Annotated in this window: 13 protein-coding genes; 3 read left to right on the forward strand and 10 right to left on the reverse strand. The window is 36.2% G+C overall.

The annotated features are described in order from the left end of the window. Window positions 1–194 precede the first annotated feature (194 nt). The 3 genes from abaF to dapA are packed head-to-tail and all read right to left on the reverse strand — an operon-like array spanning window position 195 to window position 3,903. On the reverse strand, window positions 195–1,502 hold the full coding sequence (abaF, locus tag ACMZ42_RS00710; protein WP_415730219.1) for a fosfomycin efflux MFS transporter AbaF: 1,308 nt from the start codon (window positions 1,500–1,502) through the stop codon (window positions 195–197). Between the two features lie 32 nt (window positions 1,503–1,534). Next, window positions 1,535–3,019, reverse strand: a complete 1,485-nt coding sequence (locus ACMZ42_RS00715) for an aldehyde dehydrogenase (protein ID WP_415730220.1) — start codon at window positions 3,017–3,019, stop codon at window positions 1,535–1,537. Between the two features lie 17 nt (window positions 3,020–3,036). Then, the gene (gene dapA / locus ACMZ42_RS00720) at window positions 3,037–3,903 is read right to left on the reverse strand and encodes a 4-hydroxy-tetrahydrodipicolinate synthase (protein WP_415730221.1); all 867 of its coding nucleotides are present in this window, start codon (window positions 3,901–3,903) and stop codon (window positions 3,037–3,039) included. 425 nt (window positions 3,904–4,328) lie between these two features. On the opposite strand from dapA, the gene ACMZ42_RS00725 reads away from it, so the two are divergent. After that, window positions 4,329–4,874, forward strand: a complete 546-nt coding sequence (locus ACMZ42_RS00725; RefSeq protein ID WP_415730222.1) for a helix-turn-helix domain-containing protein — start codon at window positions 4,329–4,331, stop codon at window positions 4,872–4,874. Between the two features lie 261 nt (window positions 4,875–5,135). On the opposite strand, the gene brnQ is transcribed toward ACMZ42_RS00725, so the two are convergent. After that, window positions 5,136–6,473 carry a branched-chain amino acid transport system II carrier protein gene (gene brnQ / locus ACMZ42_RS00730; protein WP_415730223.1) on the reverse strand — a complete coding sequence of 446 codons (1,338 nt, stop codon included), beginning with the start codon at window positions 6,471–6,473 and terminating at the stop codon, window positions 5,136–5,138. 315 nt (window positions 6,474–6,788) lie between these two features. After that, entirely contained in the window at window positions 6,789–7,541 is a 753-nt protein-coding gene (locus ACMZ42_RS00735; protein WP_370077479.1) for an alpha/beta hydrolase, read from the reverse strand. Between the two features lie 449 nt (window positions 7,542–7,990). On the opposite strand from ACMZ42_RS00735, the gene ACMZ42_RS00740 reads away from it, so the two are divergent. Then, window positions 7,991–8,872 carry a LysR family transcriptional regulator gene (locus tag ACMZ42_RS00740; RefSeq protein WP_415730224.1) on the forward strand — a complete coding sequence of 294 codons (882 nt, stop codon included), beginning with the start codon at window positions 7,991–7,993 and terminating at the stop codon, window positions 8,870–8,872. A 413-nt stretch (window positions 8,873–9,285) separates the two neighbouring features. Here the strand turns inward: ACMZ42_RS00740 and ACMZ42_RS00745 are convergent, their stop codons facing one another. The 5 genes from ACMZ42_RS00745 to ACMZ42_RS00765 all read right to left on the reverse strand — a co-directional run bounded on the left by ACMZ42_RS00745 (window position 9,286) and on the right by ACMZ42_RS00765 (window position 13,569). Continuing rightward, a complete protein-coding gene (locus ACMZ42_RS00745; protein WP_415730225.1) occupies window positions 9,286–10,644 on the reverse strand; it encodes a sensor histidine kinase in 1,359 nt (452 codons plus the stop codon). After that, window positions 10,641–11,312: a response regulator transcription factor gene (locus tag ACMZ42_RS00750; protein ID WP_415730226.1), complete on the reverse strand. Its 672-nt coding sequence runs from the start codon at window positions 11,310–11,312 to the stop codon at window positions 10,641–10,643. The genes ACMZ42_RS00745 and ACMZ42_RS00750 overlap by 4 nt, the downstream gene beginning before the upstream one ends. 225 nt (window positions 11,313–11,537) lie before the next feature. Continuing rightward, on the reverse strand, window positions 11,538–11,924 hold the full coding sequence (locus ACMZ42_RS00755) for a PepSY domain-containing protein (RefSeq protein ID WP_415730227.1): 387 nt from the start codon (window positions 11,922–11,924) through the stop codon (window positions 11,538–11,540). Between the two features lie 209 nt (window positions 11,925–12,133). Further along, on the reverse strand, window positions 12,134–12,931 hold the full coding sequence (locus tag ACMZ42_RS00760; RefSeq protein WP_415730228.1) for a DUF3658 domain-containing protein: 798 nt from the start codon (window positions 12,929–12,931) through the stop codon (window positions 12,134–12,136). Window positions 12,932–12,945: 14 nt separating this feature from the next. Then, window positions 12,946–13,569 (reverse strand): LysE family translocator, encoded by a 624-nt coding sequence (locus tag ACMZ42_RS00765; RefSeq protein WP_370077473.1) that lies wholly within the window; start codon window positions 13,567–13,569, stop codon window positions 12,946–12,948. Between the two features lie 286 nt (window positions 13,570–13,855). Here ACMZ42_RS00765 and ACMZ42_RS00770 point away from each other — a divergent pair, with 286 nt between their 5' ends. Then, complete coding sequence (locus ACMZ42_RS00770) at window positions 13,856–14,239, forward strand: sodium:proton antiporter (protein WP_415730229.1); 384 nt, start codon at window positions 13,856–13,858, stop codon at window positions 14,237–14,239. Window positions 14,240–14,427: the final 188 nt, after the last annotated feature.

Consider the following 14,427-nt stretch of genomic DNA (forward strand, 5'->3'; position numbering starts at 1 on the left):
GTATTTTATCTGTAAAGTTGATTCATATCAATGGTTAGGAGGACACTTGCATAATAAAAAATGATCTCTTAGAAGCATGCAATCTCAAGAGACCATTTTCACCATATTTTATTGTAAATTTACAGTATAAAGCTATTTTATTGCTAATTGACTTTAGACTTACTTAATAGATTATCTATGGCAAACGAAAATATTTACTGTGCTTTCTTAAAAGTGAGTGACTTCCCTTTTGTTTCTTTTACTAGCATGATACATGAAATAGAAATGATACTTGCTATGACCAAATAGATTGATATTGGGATGGAACTATTAAATTTATTTAGAAGACTTAATGAAATTAATGGAGCCAATGAGCCCGCTAAAATCGGTGCTACTTGATAACATAAAGACAAAGCTGTATATCTGATATGAGTTGGAAATAACTCTGTCATTAATGCGGAGTATGGTGAATATGTCATTGATTGTATGAATAAACCAATCGTAATGGCAGACATTATAATCCAATCATTTCCTGTATCCATCATTGGAAACCCAATAAATCCCCAAAATGCAGTTAAAACGGCTCCTGTAATATAGATTGACTTCCTCCCCCAAACATCACTTAAGTGTCCCATTAATGGTATGAAGAAAAAGTGAATAGCATGGGCACCAAACATTAATAATAAAATTTGTGAAGTATCTTTATTGACGACAAGTTTTAAATAACTAATTGAGAAAGTGACAACCATATAATATAAGATATTTTCTGCAAAACGAGCTCCAATACCAGCAATAATCTCTTTTTTATGGTGTTTAATGACTTCTATAATACCTAATTGTTGTTTTTCTAATTGCGCTTGTTTTTCTTGTGCTTCTTTGAAAACAGGAGCATCATCTACACTTTTACGAATCCAAAGGCCAATTAATACGACAACTGCAGAGAACCAAAATGCTACACGCCAACCCCAGTCCATAAATTGCTCAGGGCTTAAGTTTTTAGATAAAAGTAAAAGGACAATTGTAGCAATTAAATTACCCAATGGCACACCCGCCTGTGGCCAGCTTGCCCAATAACCACGTCGATCGTCAGGGCTGTGCTCAGATACTAAAATAACTGCTCCTCCCCACTCTCCGCCGAAAGCAAATCCTTGAATTAAACGTAAAGTTACGAGTAAGATAGGAGCCCAATAGCCAATACTGTTGAATGTTGGAATACATCCCATTAGGAATGTCGTAATTCCAACGATAACCAAACTAATTTGTAATAAATTTTTACGCCCAATTTTATCACCATAATGACCAAAAACAAGTCCGCCGATAGGTCTAGCTAGAAAGCCTACTGCATAGAGAGCAAATGCAGCTAGGATTCCGTCAATGGCGTTCCCTGTTTTTTGGAAAAACAATTCTCCGAAAACGAGAGCAGAAGCGGTACCATATAAGAAAAATTCATACCATTCAGCTACAGATCCAATCATCGATGCAGCAACAACTTTTTTTAGCTGTTTATTATCCGTTTTCCCCATATATACTCCCCCAAAGAATCCGATTCAAATTATTATGAATGAACGTACCAAATTACTTTTGTCTGCACATATTGTTCAAATGCTTCTAAACCATTGTCTTTGCCGCCAAAACCAGATTGCTTAAAGCCTCCAAATGGTGTGGTAATATCGCCCTCGCTAAAGCCATTGACAGAAACGGTTCCTGCTTTAATGGCACGTGCCACGCGAATCGTTCGTTGTACGTTTTGGCTATAAAAAGAAGCAGCCAAACCATAAGAGGTGTTATTGGCAAGTGCAATGGCTTCTTCTTCCGTTTCGAACGTACTAACAGCTAAAATCGGACCAAATACTTCATTTTGAAACAAGGTCATGTTAGCGGTTACATTATCAAAAATAGTTGGTTCTATATACCAGCCGCTACCCAAATTCCTGTGAATGTTGCCTCCAGTAACTAAGCGACCACCTTCTCGAGGAGTAATGTCCAAGAATGATTTCACTTTATTAAAATGTGCTTCTTCAACCATGGGGCCAATAGCAACCGACTCATCCATCGGATTACCAACTTTCCAGCTTGTTAAACCGCACTTTAGTTTTTCTAATAATTCCTCTTTAATAGATTCATGTACGATTAATCTAGAACCGCAGCTACAGTTTTCACTCATGTTCCAAAAGGCAGCTGATAAAATATGTGGAACAGCCGTATCCAAATCAGCATCTTCAAACACCACTTGTGGGCTTTTGCCACCGCACTCTAAAACAATTTCTTTAAGATTACTTTCTGCTGAGTACTTTAAGAAATACCTACCCACTTCGGTAGAACCCGTGAACGAGACAACGTCCACATCCATATGCCTCCCCAAGGGTTCACCTACTTTTTCTCCCAAACCACATACTAAGCTTAAAGCGCCTTTAGGCACACCTGCTTCATAAGCAAGTTCAATCATACGGAAAGTGCTAAGTGAAGTTAATTCAGCTGGCTTTACGATTACAGAATTACCTGCGGCTAAAGCAGGAGCGACTTTCCAGGCAAACATTTGCGCAGGGAAGTTCCAAGGTAATACCGCTCCAACCACGCCAATGGGTTCAGTGACAATCAAACCTAAAGCATCTTTACCCGTAGGTGCGACTTTACCAAAGAGTTTATCAATGGCTTCTGCATACCAATAAAATGTATCAATGGTCGCAGGCATGTCGGTATTTAAACATTCGGTAATAGGTTTACCTGCATCCACACAATCCAAAGCAGCCAATTCTTCACTGTGTTCTTCTAATAATTTTGCCCAGCGAATCATTACTTTTTTTCGCTCACTTGGGGATAATTGACTCCAAGTACCTGCTTCAAATGTGTCTCTGGCTACTTTAACAGCAGCATCTACATCCCGTGCATCTCCATCGGCAATATAGCCAATTATGCTGTTGTCGATAGGGGTGCGGTTTTCTAATTTGCTGGCTGCACTCGTAAAACCATCAATTAAGTTGCCTGCCCATAGCTTTCCTTCATTAGCAAGGGCAAAGACTTGTTCTTTTGATACGATCATCTGTCTCTCCTCCCGATTTATTTATTAAAAAAAGCCAAAAATTCTGCTTTTTCCTCTTCTGATAAATCAGATAAAGGTAGGCGTACCGAACCAACATTGATTTCACCTTTCAGGCAGCCTAATTTAGCTTTTTGGTTATAGTTACCGGACTCCATAGAGTGAATTGCTGGGTAGATAGCCCTCATGATTTGCCGAGCCTTATTCCAGTCACCAGCTTGCGCAGCATTGAACATAGCTACCTGTTCTTCTGGGAACACATTACCTGCACCTGCAATCCAGCTTTTCGCACCCCAGAAGAAAAAGTCTACAGGTTGATCATCACAGCCACAAATCACTTCAAAATTCTCAAATGGCGTTTGTAGCAAACGTAATGCGCGGCTAAAGTCACCACTACTTTCTTTAATAGCAACAATATTCTGGTTTTTAGCCAAATACACGACTGTATCGTATTCAATTTCAATACCGATGCGAGCTGGAAAGTTGTACATGATAATAGGCAAATCCGTTGCAGCTGCCACAGTTTCATAATGGGCAATCAAACCAGTTTGATCTGGCAGGCTATAAGGTGTGGGTGATAACATTAAGCCTTCATAACCCAAATCTTTAGCCTGTTTGGCACGGTTAACCGCACCTTCAGTTGATAAATCATTGATACCTGCAATTAAAGTTAAGCGACCTTTAGCAACTTCTACCACTGTTTTTAAAACGATTTCACGTTCTGCTTCGTTCAAGGCGTAGTATTCGCCTGTTGTCCCACACACCACTAAACCAGTAACACCTTTGTCAATAAATGTGTTAGTCAATTTCTTTAAAGTATCTACATCTAGGCTTTTATCACCTTTAAACGGGGTTACTAACGGAACCAAAATACCATGAAAATTCATTTTCATTCTCCTTTATTTGTGATAGATTATTTGATTTTAAAAAGTCATAATTGAAGTACCACTTCAATTACCCATGATAATAACACATTAAATTTCCGTTGTAAATGTAATTTTCTGAATATTTTAAAGTTTTCTTTTCCGAACTATTAAAGTGGTACTTCAACATTTATTGACACTTTTCATTTTGTCATTACGGTACAATTTACTATACTTATACAAGTCGATTTTTTGTAATCTAGAGCTTTTATGTTATCCTTATCCACGCAGCAGCTCCTTATATTTGGGATTTACACCAAACTTCGTTACTATGAATCACAAAGTAATTAGCTGTTCTGAAAAAAATTAAGGACAAATCATTAACATACATCTATGGCAACAGATTTTAACTAATTTTATTTACATATCAGTAACAGGAGTTGAGGAAAGTGAATGATTTAATTGGAACAAAAATGAAGAGTTTACGAAAAGAGCGAAAGTTAACATTGAAACAAATTGCTGATCAAACGAATCTTTCAATTAGCTTTTTATCTCAGGTCGAACGATCAAAATCATCCATAACGCTCGAATCATTGAAAAAAATTTCTGAAGCACTCGGTGTCAATCCAAGCTACTTTTTTTCAGAATCCGATGAGCAGACAGCACCATCAACAGTTATGAGAAATATTAATAAGACAAACACCATGCATAACCAATTTTATTATAAAGATTTAGCAAGAAACATTGAAAATCCACTCTTTAATCCGATTTTAGTATTGCTGAATCCAGGTGCAAATCGAGAGGATTCTTATTCACACTCGGGGCAAGAATTTCTTTACGTTCTAGAAGGGACGCTGACTATTGTCATCGACACCGAGGAGCATGATTTGAATCCTTATGATTGTATTTTCCTTGATTCAACCACCCCTCATAATTGGATAAATAAAACAGATTCTATTGTAAAGTTCCTTTGTATTTCTAGTATTCCAGTATAATGTTTTAGCGGATCGTTAAACACTTTGATTTAAGGGAAAAAACACTCACAGAGCCCATTGCACACTGTGAGTGTTTTTTATGAATACGAAGTTGAATACGAGCAATGACCAAACTTTCTGAATGCACAAAATAGAGCGGCTCCGATCATACTGCTATAACATGGGATTTGCAGCCTTTCTATTATATGTTTTTATGTCAGTACGTGAATAAATCTCAAAACAAAAATACCACAAGCCAATGATTGTGGTATTTTTAATTTTTTACGCTTTTCTTGCTGGGAATAAGCATCCTATTAAAGCACCAATTAACGCTGGTAATATCCATCCTAAGCCCATGTCGTAAAAAGGTAAAAAGTTAGAATAAGCTTTTTCAATCGCATCAAAAATACTTAATTTTGCTGCAGGAATGCTGCCCACTAACGCTTTATAACCATCAATGATACTAATAAAAATTGTAAAGATCATTGCAATCGCATAGACCGTTTGCTTATTTTTAAATAGTGATGAACATAATGCAAGGACAATTAAGACAATTGCTAACGGATATAAGAACATTAGCACTGGAATGGCAAACTTAATAATATTCGTTAATCCGAAGTTGGCAATTGTAAATGACACAACGCACAATAAGAAAACAAACCATTTATAGCTTATTTTCGGGAATACTTCGTGGAAAAACTCACTACAAGATGTGATTAAGCCAATACTTGTCTTTAAACAAGCAAGGACAATAATAACTGCCAATAAAATAGCCCCGTATGATCCAAAATAGTGATCTGCCACTGCAGCAAATATTAAGCCACCGTTATCAAATGTACCAACAGCATCAATACTCGATGCACCCATATACGTTATTAAACCGTATATTAACGTCATTAATGCCATGGCAAAAATACCAGATTTCCACGTCGCTTTAGCAATTTCCTTTCTATCTGATATTCCTGCGCTTTTAATTGCGTTAATAACGACAATACCAAAAGCTAATGAGGCTAATGCATCCATTGTGTTATAGCCTTCTTTAAAGCCTGTCATAAATGCTGAATCAATATAATCTCCCATTGGCTGTTGGAAATGCCCCATCGGTTTTACAATACTAATAATAATTAAAATAAATAACACAATCAAAAATGCTGGTGTTAAATATTTTCCGATATAATCCATAATTTTCGCTGGATTCAATGAGAAATAAAAAACGATGGCAAAAAATACGAAGCTAAATAAAGCAAGTAAAAGTGTTGTATGCTCGGCTTGTATATAAGGTTCAAAGCCAACAACAAACGGAACTGTCGCTGTACGTGGAATCGCAAAAAAAGGACCGATCGTTAAATAGAGGGCTAATGAAAAGATGACACCGAATAATGGGTGAACACGGCTCGCTAAGTCACGCAAACCGTTACTACCTGATAAACCAATAGCTAAAATACCTAGAAACGGTAAACCGATAGCTGTTACTAAAAATCCAATTAGGCCAAACCAAAAGTTGGTCCCTGCTAATTGTCCAAGCTGTATTGGAAAAATAAGATTCCCTGCTCCAAAATACAGTCCGAAAAGCATTGTACCAATGACTGCATATGTTGAAAAAGGTATTTTCTGTTGCATTTTGATGTACTCCTTAGATGTATTTAACTTCTTTCTGCAATTATTTTCTGTAGAGAAAGCAAAGTCAGCTACAAGTGTTTTGGTAGCGAAAGTGAAACGTCAGTTACAAATGTCTTTTGTACCGAAAGCGTAGCGCCAGGTACAGGCGAAATTAATCTATTGCGATAATTTAAATCGAAGTGATTTCTTTCTACAATTCCACTATGGTATCAGGCATTTATTTTAAAAACAATAGTTTTTTCTTTTATAATCGTTAATTGTACAGTTCTTAGCTTTAAGTAGACAAAACTAAAAGAGCTGTCTGTTGACAGCTCCTTAGTTTGCGACAGACCACTCTACATGATCTAAAAACTTAAATACGTCCTCATACACTTTATCGCGCTCTTTATCTAATGTAATAATATGGCCAGAATTTTCATACCAAATAATCTCTTTATCATCAGTTTCCACAGTATTTAAAATGAATGGCGCACTTTCTTGATAAAGCTCATCATCTAATGAACCTTGTAATACTAATGTAGGTGCTTTGATTGTAGATAAGTCATCACGTGTTTCTGTTGTTAAACGTGTCACACCATCTAATGAATCCTTAGGTGTAATACGTAATTCATGTAATTCTGAAATAATTTGATCTTTTGATTTATTTTCAAAATGTTTATATAAACGAGCGTAATGATATAAACGTGTAAATAAGCCTTTTGAGTTATCGCGTGTGATTGGTGCACACATGGCAACACATGCTTTCACAGGAAACGTCTCTGCTACTTTTAACGAAAATACGCCGCCAAGTGAAATTCCTACTACCGCGATTTCTTCATGACCATTACTTTTTAGGAAGTTATAACCTTCCACAACATCGTTCCACCAGTCTTCTGGTCTTGTTTCAAGTAATGCTTCTGGTTCTACACCATGCCCACTATAAATCGGTGCATGAACTGTATAACCACGTTTTGATAAAAATTCACCTAGCTTTTTCACATCTTTTGTGCTACCTGTGAATCCATGCAGTAATAGTACGGCTTTTTTGCCTCCCTCAATTGTTAGAGGTTGTGGCTTTGATAAATTCATTTTATAATATCCCCTTCACGGAAACTTGTAATTGTGTAATTTATGTGTCTATCTTAACACCCTTTATTCATAATGTACAATTTATAGTTTTTATCATATTAATGTCTTTTGTGCATTAATGATGTGAGGTTAATGGCTGTTATATCACACTTTCTGCTACTTTTATTTTGCATTCCTCATTTTACGTGCTTTCATTTTTCAAAAATTTTTTCATCCCGCATTAACAGTCAGTAATTTATCTGTATGGAAAGTGAAGTGACAGGTACAAGAGTACTACCTAAAATTCAGCGAAGTAAAGAGATGAACTGCCCGTAATATCCGATTGATGAAGACTAATAATCAGCGGGAAAATCCCCACTGATTAAAGTTTCATTTGATGTGCCTATACTTCCTACTCTTTTACCGTTATAATGCAGTTAACTCAAAATAACGGGAATTGAGGTGAAAAAATGGAGTGGCAGCAATTAGAATATTTTGTAGCAGTAGCAAAGCTTGAGCATATGACTCGTGCAGCTGAAGCATTAGCAATTTCTCAACCAGCATTAAGTCGTTCGATTTCAAAGCTTGAAGAGGAATTAGGAGTACCCTTGTTCGACCGACAAGGACGTTCGATTATGCTCAACCGATATGGCGAGCTTTTTTTGTATCGTGTCCAACGCATGCGTAAGGAATATGAAAAAGCAGTTCTAGAATTACAGGAGCTCAATAATCCAGAGCTAGGAGATGTATCACTCGGCTTTTTACATACACTTGGGACTAGCATCGTACCTGACCTGATCCGCGCTTTCCGTCAGAACCATCCGCATATACGCTTTCACTTTACACAAAATTACTCACATTCCCAATTGAAGCAATTACTCGCGGGAGAGTTAGACCTTTGTTTACTTGCATCGATCGACACGGAGCCCCCTGTTTGCTGGAAGGAGCTGTGGCGTGATGAGCTTTATATTATGGTGCCGATTGACCATCCCTTCGCTAACCGGACAAGCATTAAAATGAAAGAACTTGAACATGAGAATTTTGTACTGATGAAAAAGGGTTACGCATTGCGCCGTACAGCTGATAAATTATTAAATGCTGCAGGTATCAAACCGAAGATTACTTTTGAAGGTGATGAGGTATCAACCGTAGCTGGTTTTGTAGGTGCTGGCCTCGGCGTGTCGTTACTGCCTGTTGACGAAGACTTGAATCCAAATAAATTAGCTAAAATTCGTGTAGAGGATATGGTTTGTGAACGGATAATAGGTATGGCTTGGATTGAAAATCGATATCTTCCACCTTCAGCACGGCAATTTCAACAATTTGTATTCGATTATTACGAAGAAAAGTAATGGGAAGTCACTTTCATTCATTAATACACGAGCTAAAACACAAAAGCGAGTAATAATTTCACCATTGTTACTCGCTTTTCTTTATCTTCATTCAGCAAATTGTTTTTGTAGCGAAAGCGGAGCGTCAGGTACAAATGTTTTATGTACCGAAAGCGGAGCGTCAGGTACAGAAGACTCCCACCTCTTAATGTGGCGTGATGAATGCGGATGTGGTTACTTTTCAGGGGGTGTCCAAACACCTACTGAAATAGGGGAACTCAGTCTAAGAACGCCACGTCCTGTGGCAACGACTGAGTGACCAACATCACGTTGGGCTAAAGCCTCCGGCGGATGTCACGGATTTTCAAAGGAATGAATTGTACGGGCACATTTCAAAATCCGGACACAATTACGCCAAGGCGAAATTGATATGTTCAAATGGATTTTGGAAAAGTCAATGTAACAGATGTTCCCTCATCTAATTGACTTTCAATAGATAATTTGCCATGATAGTTGTCCATCAATTTTTGTGCAATGGATAACCCAATTCCATATCCCCCCTTTTTTCGATTACGTGATTTTTCCACTCGATAAAAACGATTTGTAACAAAAGGTATATCTTCTTCAGGAATACCGATTCCAAAATCTTGCACAGTCAATTCATGCTGATGATAATAGATGATTACTTTTTTTTCATCATTTGAATACTTAATAGCGTTATCGATTAATATTGTAAGTATTTGTTCAAGATGCCCTTCTGTTATTGTTAATGCTTCACCTTTAGTTATTTGAAGCGAAAAAAAGAAATCTGGATGGGTAATTTGAAAATCATTGATAACTTTTTCAATAATATATTGAGGATTCTCCAATATAATTGAGACATTCTTGATTTTTTCTGAATCTAGTCTAGATAATTCTAATAAATCCTTTACCAGTTTTTCCATTCGATTTACTTCTTTTAAAGATGAATTCAATGATTTATCTAATACTTCAGGATCATTTTTTCCCCAACGATTTAACATCATTAAGTTTCCATTCAACACCGAAATCGGCGTTCTTAATTCATGTGAAGCATCTTCCACGAACTGTTTTTGTTGATTAAATGAAGTTTCTAATTGATCCATCAGTTCATTAAAGTGATTTGCTAATTCTGCAATTTCATCTTGCGCAGGCTGTACTTGCACCCTTTCTTTTAAACCAAACTTTTTAATTCTAGTAAGCGTTTGGGAAATATCCTGTATCGGCCTAACGATTTGTTTAGAAATGAATAGCGCACCTACTAAACTTAAAAAGACTGCACCAACCCCTGACAAAAACATAACTAGCCCAAATTGTGCTAATAAATTATCGAAGATCTCCATATTACGAATAATTTCAACTTCGAAATTTGTACCATTTAATGGCTCTCGATACACTAACAGTCGGTCGTCACCTGTTTTAATTAATTCAAATTGTCCGTTTTGAACTGAGTGAGAAGGTACTTGCAATAATTCTTCTTCACTAACAGCGATAATACTTTCACCATTTTCATCCAATATACGAATGGTCTCTGATTTTTCATTAATAGAATGAATGAACGATTTATTTTCTTTAATAAACTGGCTAGAAAGCTTTTGGTTACCATAAAGATTTTGTATAGATAACATCTTATTTTCAACCGACTGTTCTTCATAATGAATCATCCAACTAGTCATCACAAAATATTGCAATATATTATAAGAAACGAATAAGCCAATCATCATTACCGTTGTCCATAAAACAACTTTTGTTTTTAGCTTCAACGATTTCATCATTTCATTACATACCCGACGCCACGAACCGAATGAATATAATGATCTTCATTATTTTGAAGTTTATTGCGCAAATATCTAACATAGACATCTACAACATTCGTTTCCACTTCCGTCTCATATCCCCAGATTTTTTCCAATATTAATTCCCGAGAAAGTACGTGATTTACATTTTGTAAAAATATTAAGAGCAGTTCATATTCTCTTTTTGTCAAAGGTATTTCTTCACTCTCTTTCATAACCGTTCGAGACATTGTATCAACTTGTATTTCTTTAAATTTCAAATGCTTGATAACATTTTTTTCAAATCGTTCATTTCGACGAAAAATCACGCGCATTCTTGCTAACAGTTCTTCAATTGAGAAAGGCTTAGACATATAATCGTCAGCTCCTACATCCAAACCCATCACACGATCCATAATGCTATCTCTAGCAGTAAGCATAATTATTGGCGTTTCTTTCACAAGTCGAATTCTTCTACAAATTTCAGTACCATTTAAATGAGGTAGCATTAAATCTAAGAGAATAAGGTCGAAATGTTGATTCAGTGCTGTTTCCAGCCCTTCACGCCCATCGTGGATAACCGTCACATCGAAGCCTTCGTGTGTAAGTTCTAATTCTAAAAATTCCGTAATTCTTTCCTCGTCCTCTATGATTAATACTTTCTTCAAATATGAGCCCTCCTAGGATTTATACTATTTACATGTTACCGGATTATAGAAAAACTAACAATTCCCGAAGATTTGTGAACTCACTCATTGCATAATAAAGATAAGAAGTTTATATATTTTTCATCCTATAATCTCCATTTTAAAGAGATTTTATTGCAACTGCTTACTAAAAAAATGCAATAGAAAAAAGGAAGGGTCTTCACCCATCCCATTTCATTGATACAATTAATCGTTTTCTTCTGCTCCATCATCTTCATTTTCCGCTTCCACTTTCACTACTTTACCTGAAGCAGCATCGATTTTTACATCTTTCACATCGCCAGATGAAGTTTTAATTTCAAAACCGTAGACCACAACACCGTCTTCATCTTCTAATTCAGATTTTTGCACTGTTCCTGTAACATTATCAAGAGCAATCTCTTGAGCTTTTTCTATTGATAATTTTGCTTTTGCTTGCAGTTCAGCAATGTTATCGTCATCCTTTTCAGTTTCTACCTGACTTGTCTCCACTTTATCGCTGCTAGCAAATGCAGAAGTGATAACAAAATTACCTGCAAACGCGCCTCCAATAAATGTTGCTGCTAAAACTGGGATCATTAATTTCTTTATCATTTTGAGTTCCTCCTAAAAATTATTGTAAAGTTTTCTTACAGTCCCTATTCTGACAGGTCGTTATGAAACGTTTAGGTGAATGTTTTAAGAGTTCAATAAATTTTTAATGAGTAATTTCTCATTTTGAGGTTCACTACAAGACAATTTTCTTCAACATCAAAAAACCACCTTCTTCATACGAAAGGTGGTTACTGCAAAGCATTTTATTATTACTTTCCTACATATTTCACTTGATACGAATACATATCTGTTGTATTTCCAGCGATCTCAAAAAGTCCCTGCTTTGCAAGGGTCATCAAGCGTTTTTCCACAAATTCTTCACTTATATAGTCATCAATTGCACCAATTGTTTCACCGATGATACGCATCGGTATAAGCCATTCTTCATTTAGTTCGGCATGTGCTCTTTCCGCACTTTCCATAATGATAGTATCCAATGCGTCTTCCGCTACATGTACAATTCCATCTTGCCAAATTCGTAGTGTACTAGGGTTTTGTTTTAGCTCTTCCCATTCCTTTGCAAGTTCCTGACACTCATCAATAGAAAACCGCTTAGCCTCAGAACGGAGCTTCATTAGCAAGTCTGACGCAAGTTCACCTGATTGACGAATCATCATATTTGGCTGTACACGTTTCAAGCCCTCTGTAGCATCAATCCCATATACCATACTACATTTATTAATCAACTCGCTCATGACAAAACGTAACCCAATCTCTTCATGAGTACTTTGGCTGTACCAAACCCAGACATCAACATCGCACGGTAAACCTGCAATTTTTTTCTTCCATGCTTGTTGAAGATCCTCGTACAATTCACGTTCTTCATTGTCCCTAAAGATATGCGCTTCTAGCCAGTTTTTTCGTTCTTCTGGGCTGCTTAGTGGACCAATCGAGAAAATCTCATTGACACTAAGCACTGACTCATCTCGTTGTAAATGATGCTGTCGTATCGCGTGTTTTATCGAACCCTGTGTAGATAAGCTAAACGTTATATGTAAAATTGCCATGAAAATCCCCCATTTTACTGTTTACTCAGCGCTATTTGTATCCCAATAAAAGTGAAAAGTATGCCTTGAATCATATTTAATCGTTTAGCAATTGCAGGCTTACCAATAATTACTTTTCTAACTTTACCGGCAAAAATGCTAAATAATGAAAATAGTATAAGCGCTTGTACTAAAAATACAATACCCAAAATTAACATCTGTAAACCTACATGGCCATTAGAAGGATTTACAAACTGTGGCAATAGTGCTAAGAAAAATAAAGAAACTTTTGGATTTAATATATTCATTAAAATACCTTTTCGATATAACGTCATATAGGCTTGTTCATTTTGCTGTTCCAGCGTGAATGGATCACCTTTCGCGCGAAACGATTGCCAAGCTAAATACAATAAATACGCTGCTCCTGCAAACTTAACAATTGAAAAAATAACTGTTGATTGATAAATAATAGCTGAGATTCCTAGAACAGCCGCTCCTATATGAACGAGCAAGCCTGTACAGAGACCAAGTGATGTCGCTATACCTGCCTTTTTATCCTGTGTAATGCTTTGCGCAAGAACAAATAAATTATCTGGTCCTGGCATTAATGTTAAAATAATTGCTGCTCCTAAAAACGCCAATAACATTGAAAACGTCAATACTACCCCTTCTTTCCATACTTTTAATAGGCTCATCAACATAACATACGTTTTTACAAAATGTCACACCCAACTTTCGGTAATGAACAATTACTTTTAGAAAAGAACCATTATAATATGATTTTATTTCTATTATACTACATGGTGATTTGCTTTTTCTAAATTTTTACAAAAAATCTCTAAGCGATTATGCTCGTTTAAGCAACACTTTTCTCCTTTAATACATTATAATAAATATTATCATAACGTAAAAGTCGTATTGTTTTGGAGAAAGAGGTGTTTGTCGATGGCAGTAAGTGATATTGTAAAGCAATATGAAGACGAGCAAGGAAATGTCTATTATAAAATGAAAACACATGATATCGAAGTACAAGCTGCACAAAATTCAGGGTTAGCACCAGTTATTACTTATTTTATGGGTGAAAAAGAGATTACTGATGATATTCGAAGTTTACGTTTTAGCCCTCGCCCTCCCTCAAGCTATATTCAAGATTACAATGAATTTCAAACCATGCTTTATGCTAAAGAACAACGTGCCATCAACGAACTATATGAACAAATGAGTATAAAACCAAAAAATATGTCTTCAGGAAAACAAATATTATGGAGCTTTTTCGTAATTGTTATAGCGATGCTCCCACTATTAGTCGCAATCTGGTGGTACAATTAAAAAAGTTGTGTTTCCCTCTCAACGTACCCTCGATTGTTCAGTATACCTACTAATTTATTCGAAACTTTTTATTAACATTCCTAATCAGCTTGACAGACTTGCTAAAGTAGTGCATTCTTTATTCAATTACTTTTTGAGGAATGAGACATCATTCAAAAAGATATTCAATTATTAAAATAACAGCGGCG

This window comes from Lysinibacillus sp. NPDC056185, assembly GCF_047737915.1.
Taxonomy (GTDB): domain Bacteria; phylum Bacillota; class Bacilli; order Bacillales_A; family Planococcaceae; genus Lysinibacillus.

Excerpts from the sequence above, each read along its gene's own strand:
- ACMZ42_RS00770 (WP_415730229.1), top strand. The coding sequence starts at position 13,856 with ATGGCAGTAAGTGATATTGTAAAGCAATATGAAGACGAGCAAGGAAAT.
- ACMZ42_RS00735 (WP_370077479.1), bottom strand. The coding sequence starts at position 7,541 with ATGAATTTATCAAAGCCACAACCTCTAACAATTGAGGGAGGCAAAAAA.
- ACMZ42_RS00745 (WP_415730225.1), bottom strand. The coding sequence starts at position 10,644 with ATGATGAAATCGTTGAAGCTAAAAACAAAAGTTGTTTTATGGACAACG.
- ACMZ42_RS00740 (WP_415730224.1), top strand. The coding sequence starts at position 7,991 with ATGGAGTGGCAGCAATTAGAATATTTTGTAGCAGTAGCAAAGCTTGAG.
- abaF (WP_415730219.1), bottom strand. The coding sequence starts at position 1,502 with ATGGGGAAAACGGATAATAAACAGCTAAAAAAAGTTGTTGCTGCATCG.
- ACMZ42_RS00715 (WP_415730220.1), bottom strand. The coding sequence starts at position 3,019 with ATGATCGTATCAAAAGAACAAGTCTTTGCCCTTGCTAATGAAGGAAAG.
- ACMZ42_RS00760 (WP_415730228.1), bottom strand. The coding sequence starts at position 12,931 with ATGGCAATTTTACATATAACGTTTAGCTTATCTACACAGGGTTCGATA.
- ACMZ42_RS00755 (WP_415730227.1), bottom strand. The coding sequence starts at position 11,924 with ATGATAAAGAAATTAATGATCCCAGTTTTAGCAGCAACATTTATTGGA.
- dapA (WP_415730221.1), bottom strand. The coding sequence starts at position 3,903 with ATGAATTTTCATGGTATTTTGGTTCCGTTAGTAACCCCGTTTAAAGGT.
- brnQ (WP_415730223.1), bottom strand. The coding sequence starts at position 6,473 with ATGCAACAGAAAATACCTTTTTCAACATATGCAGTCATTGGTACAATG.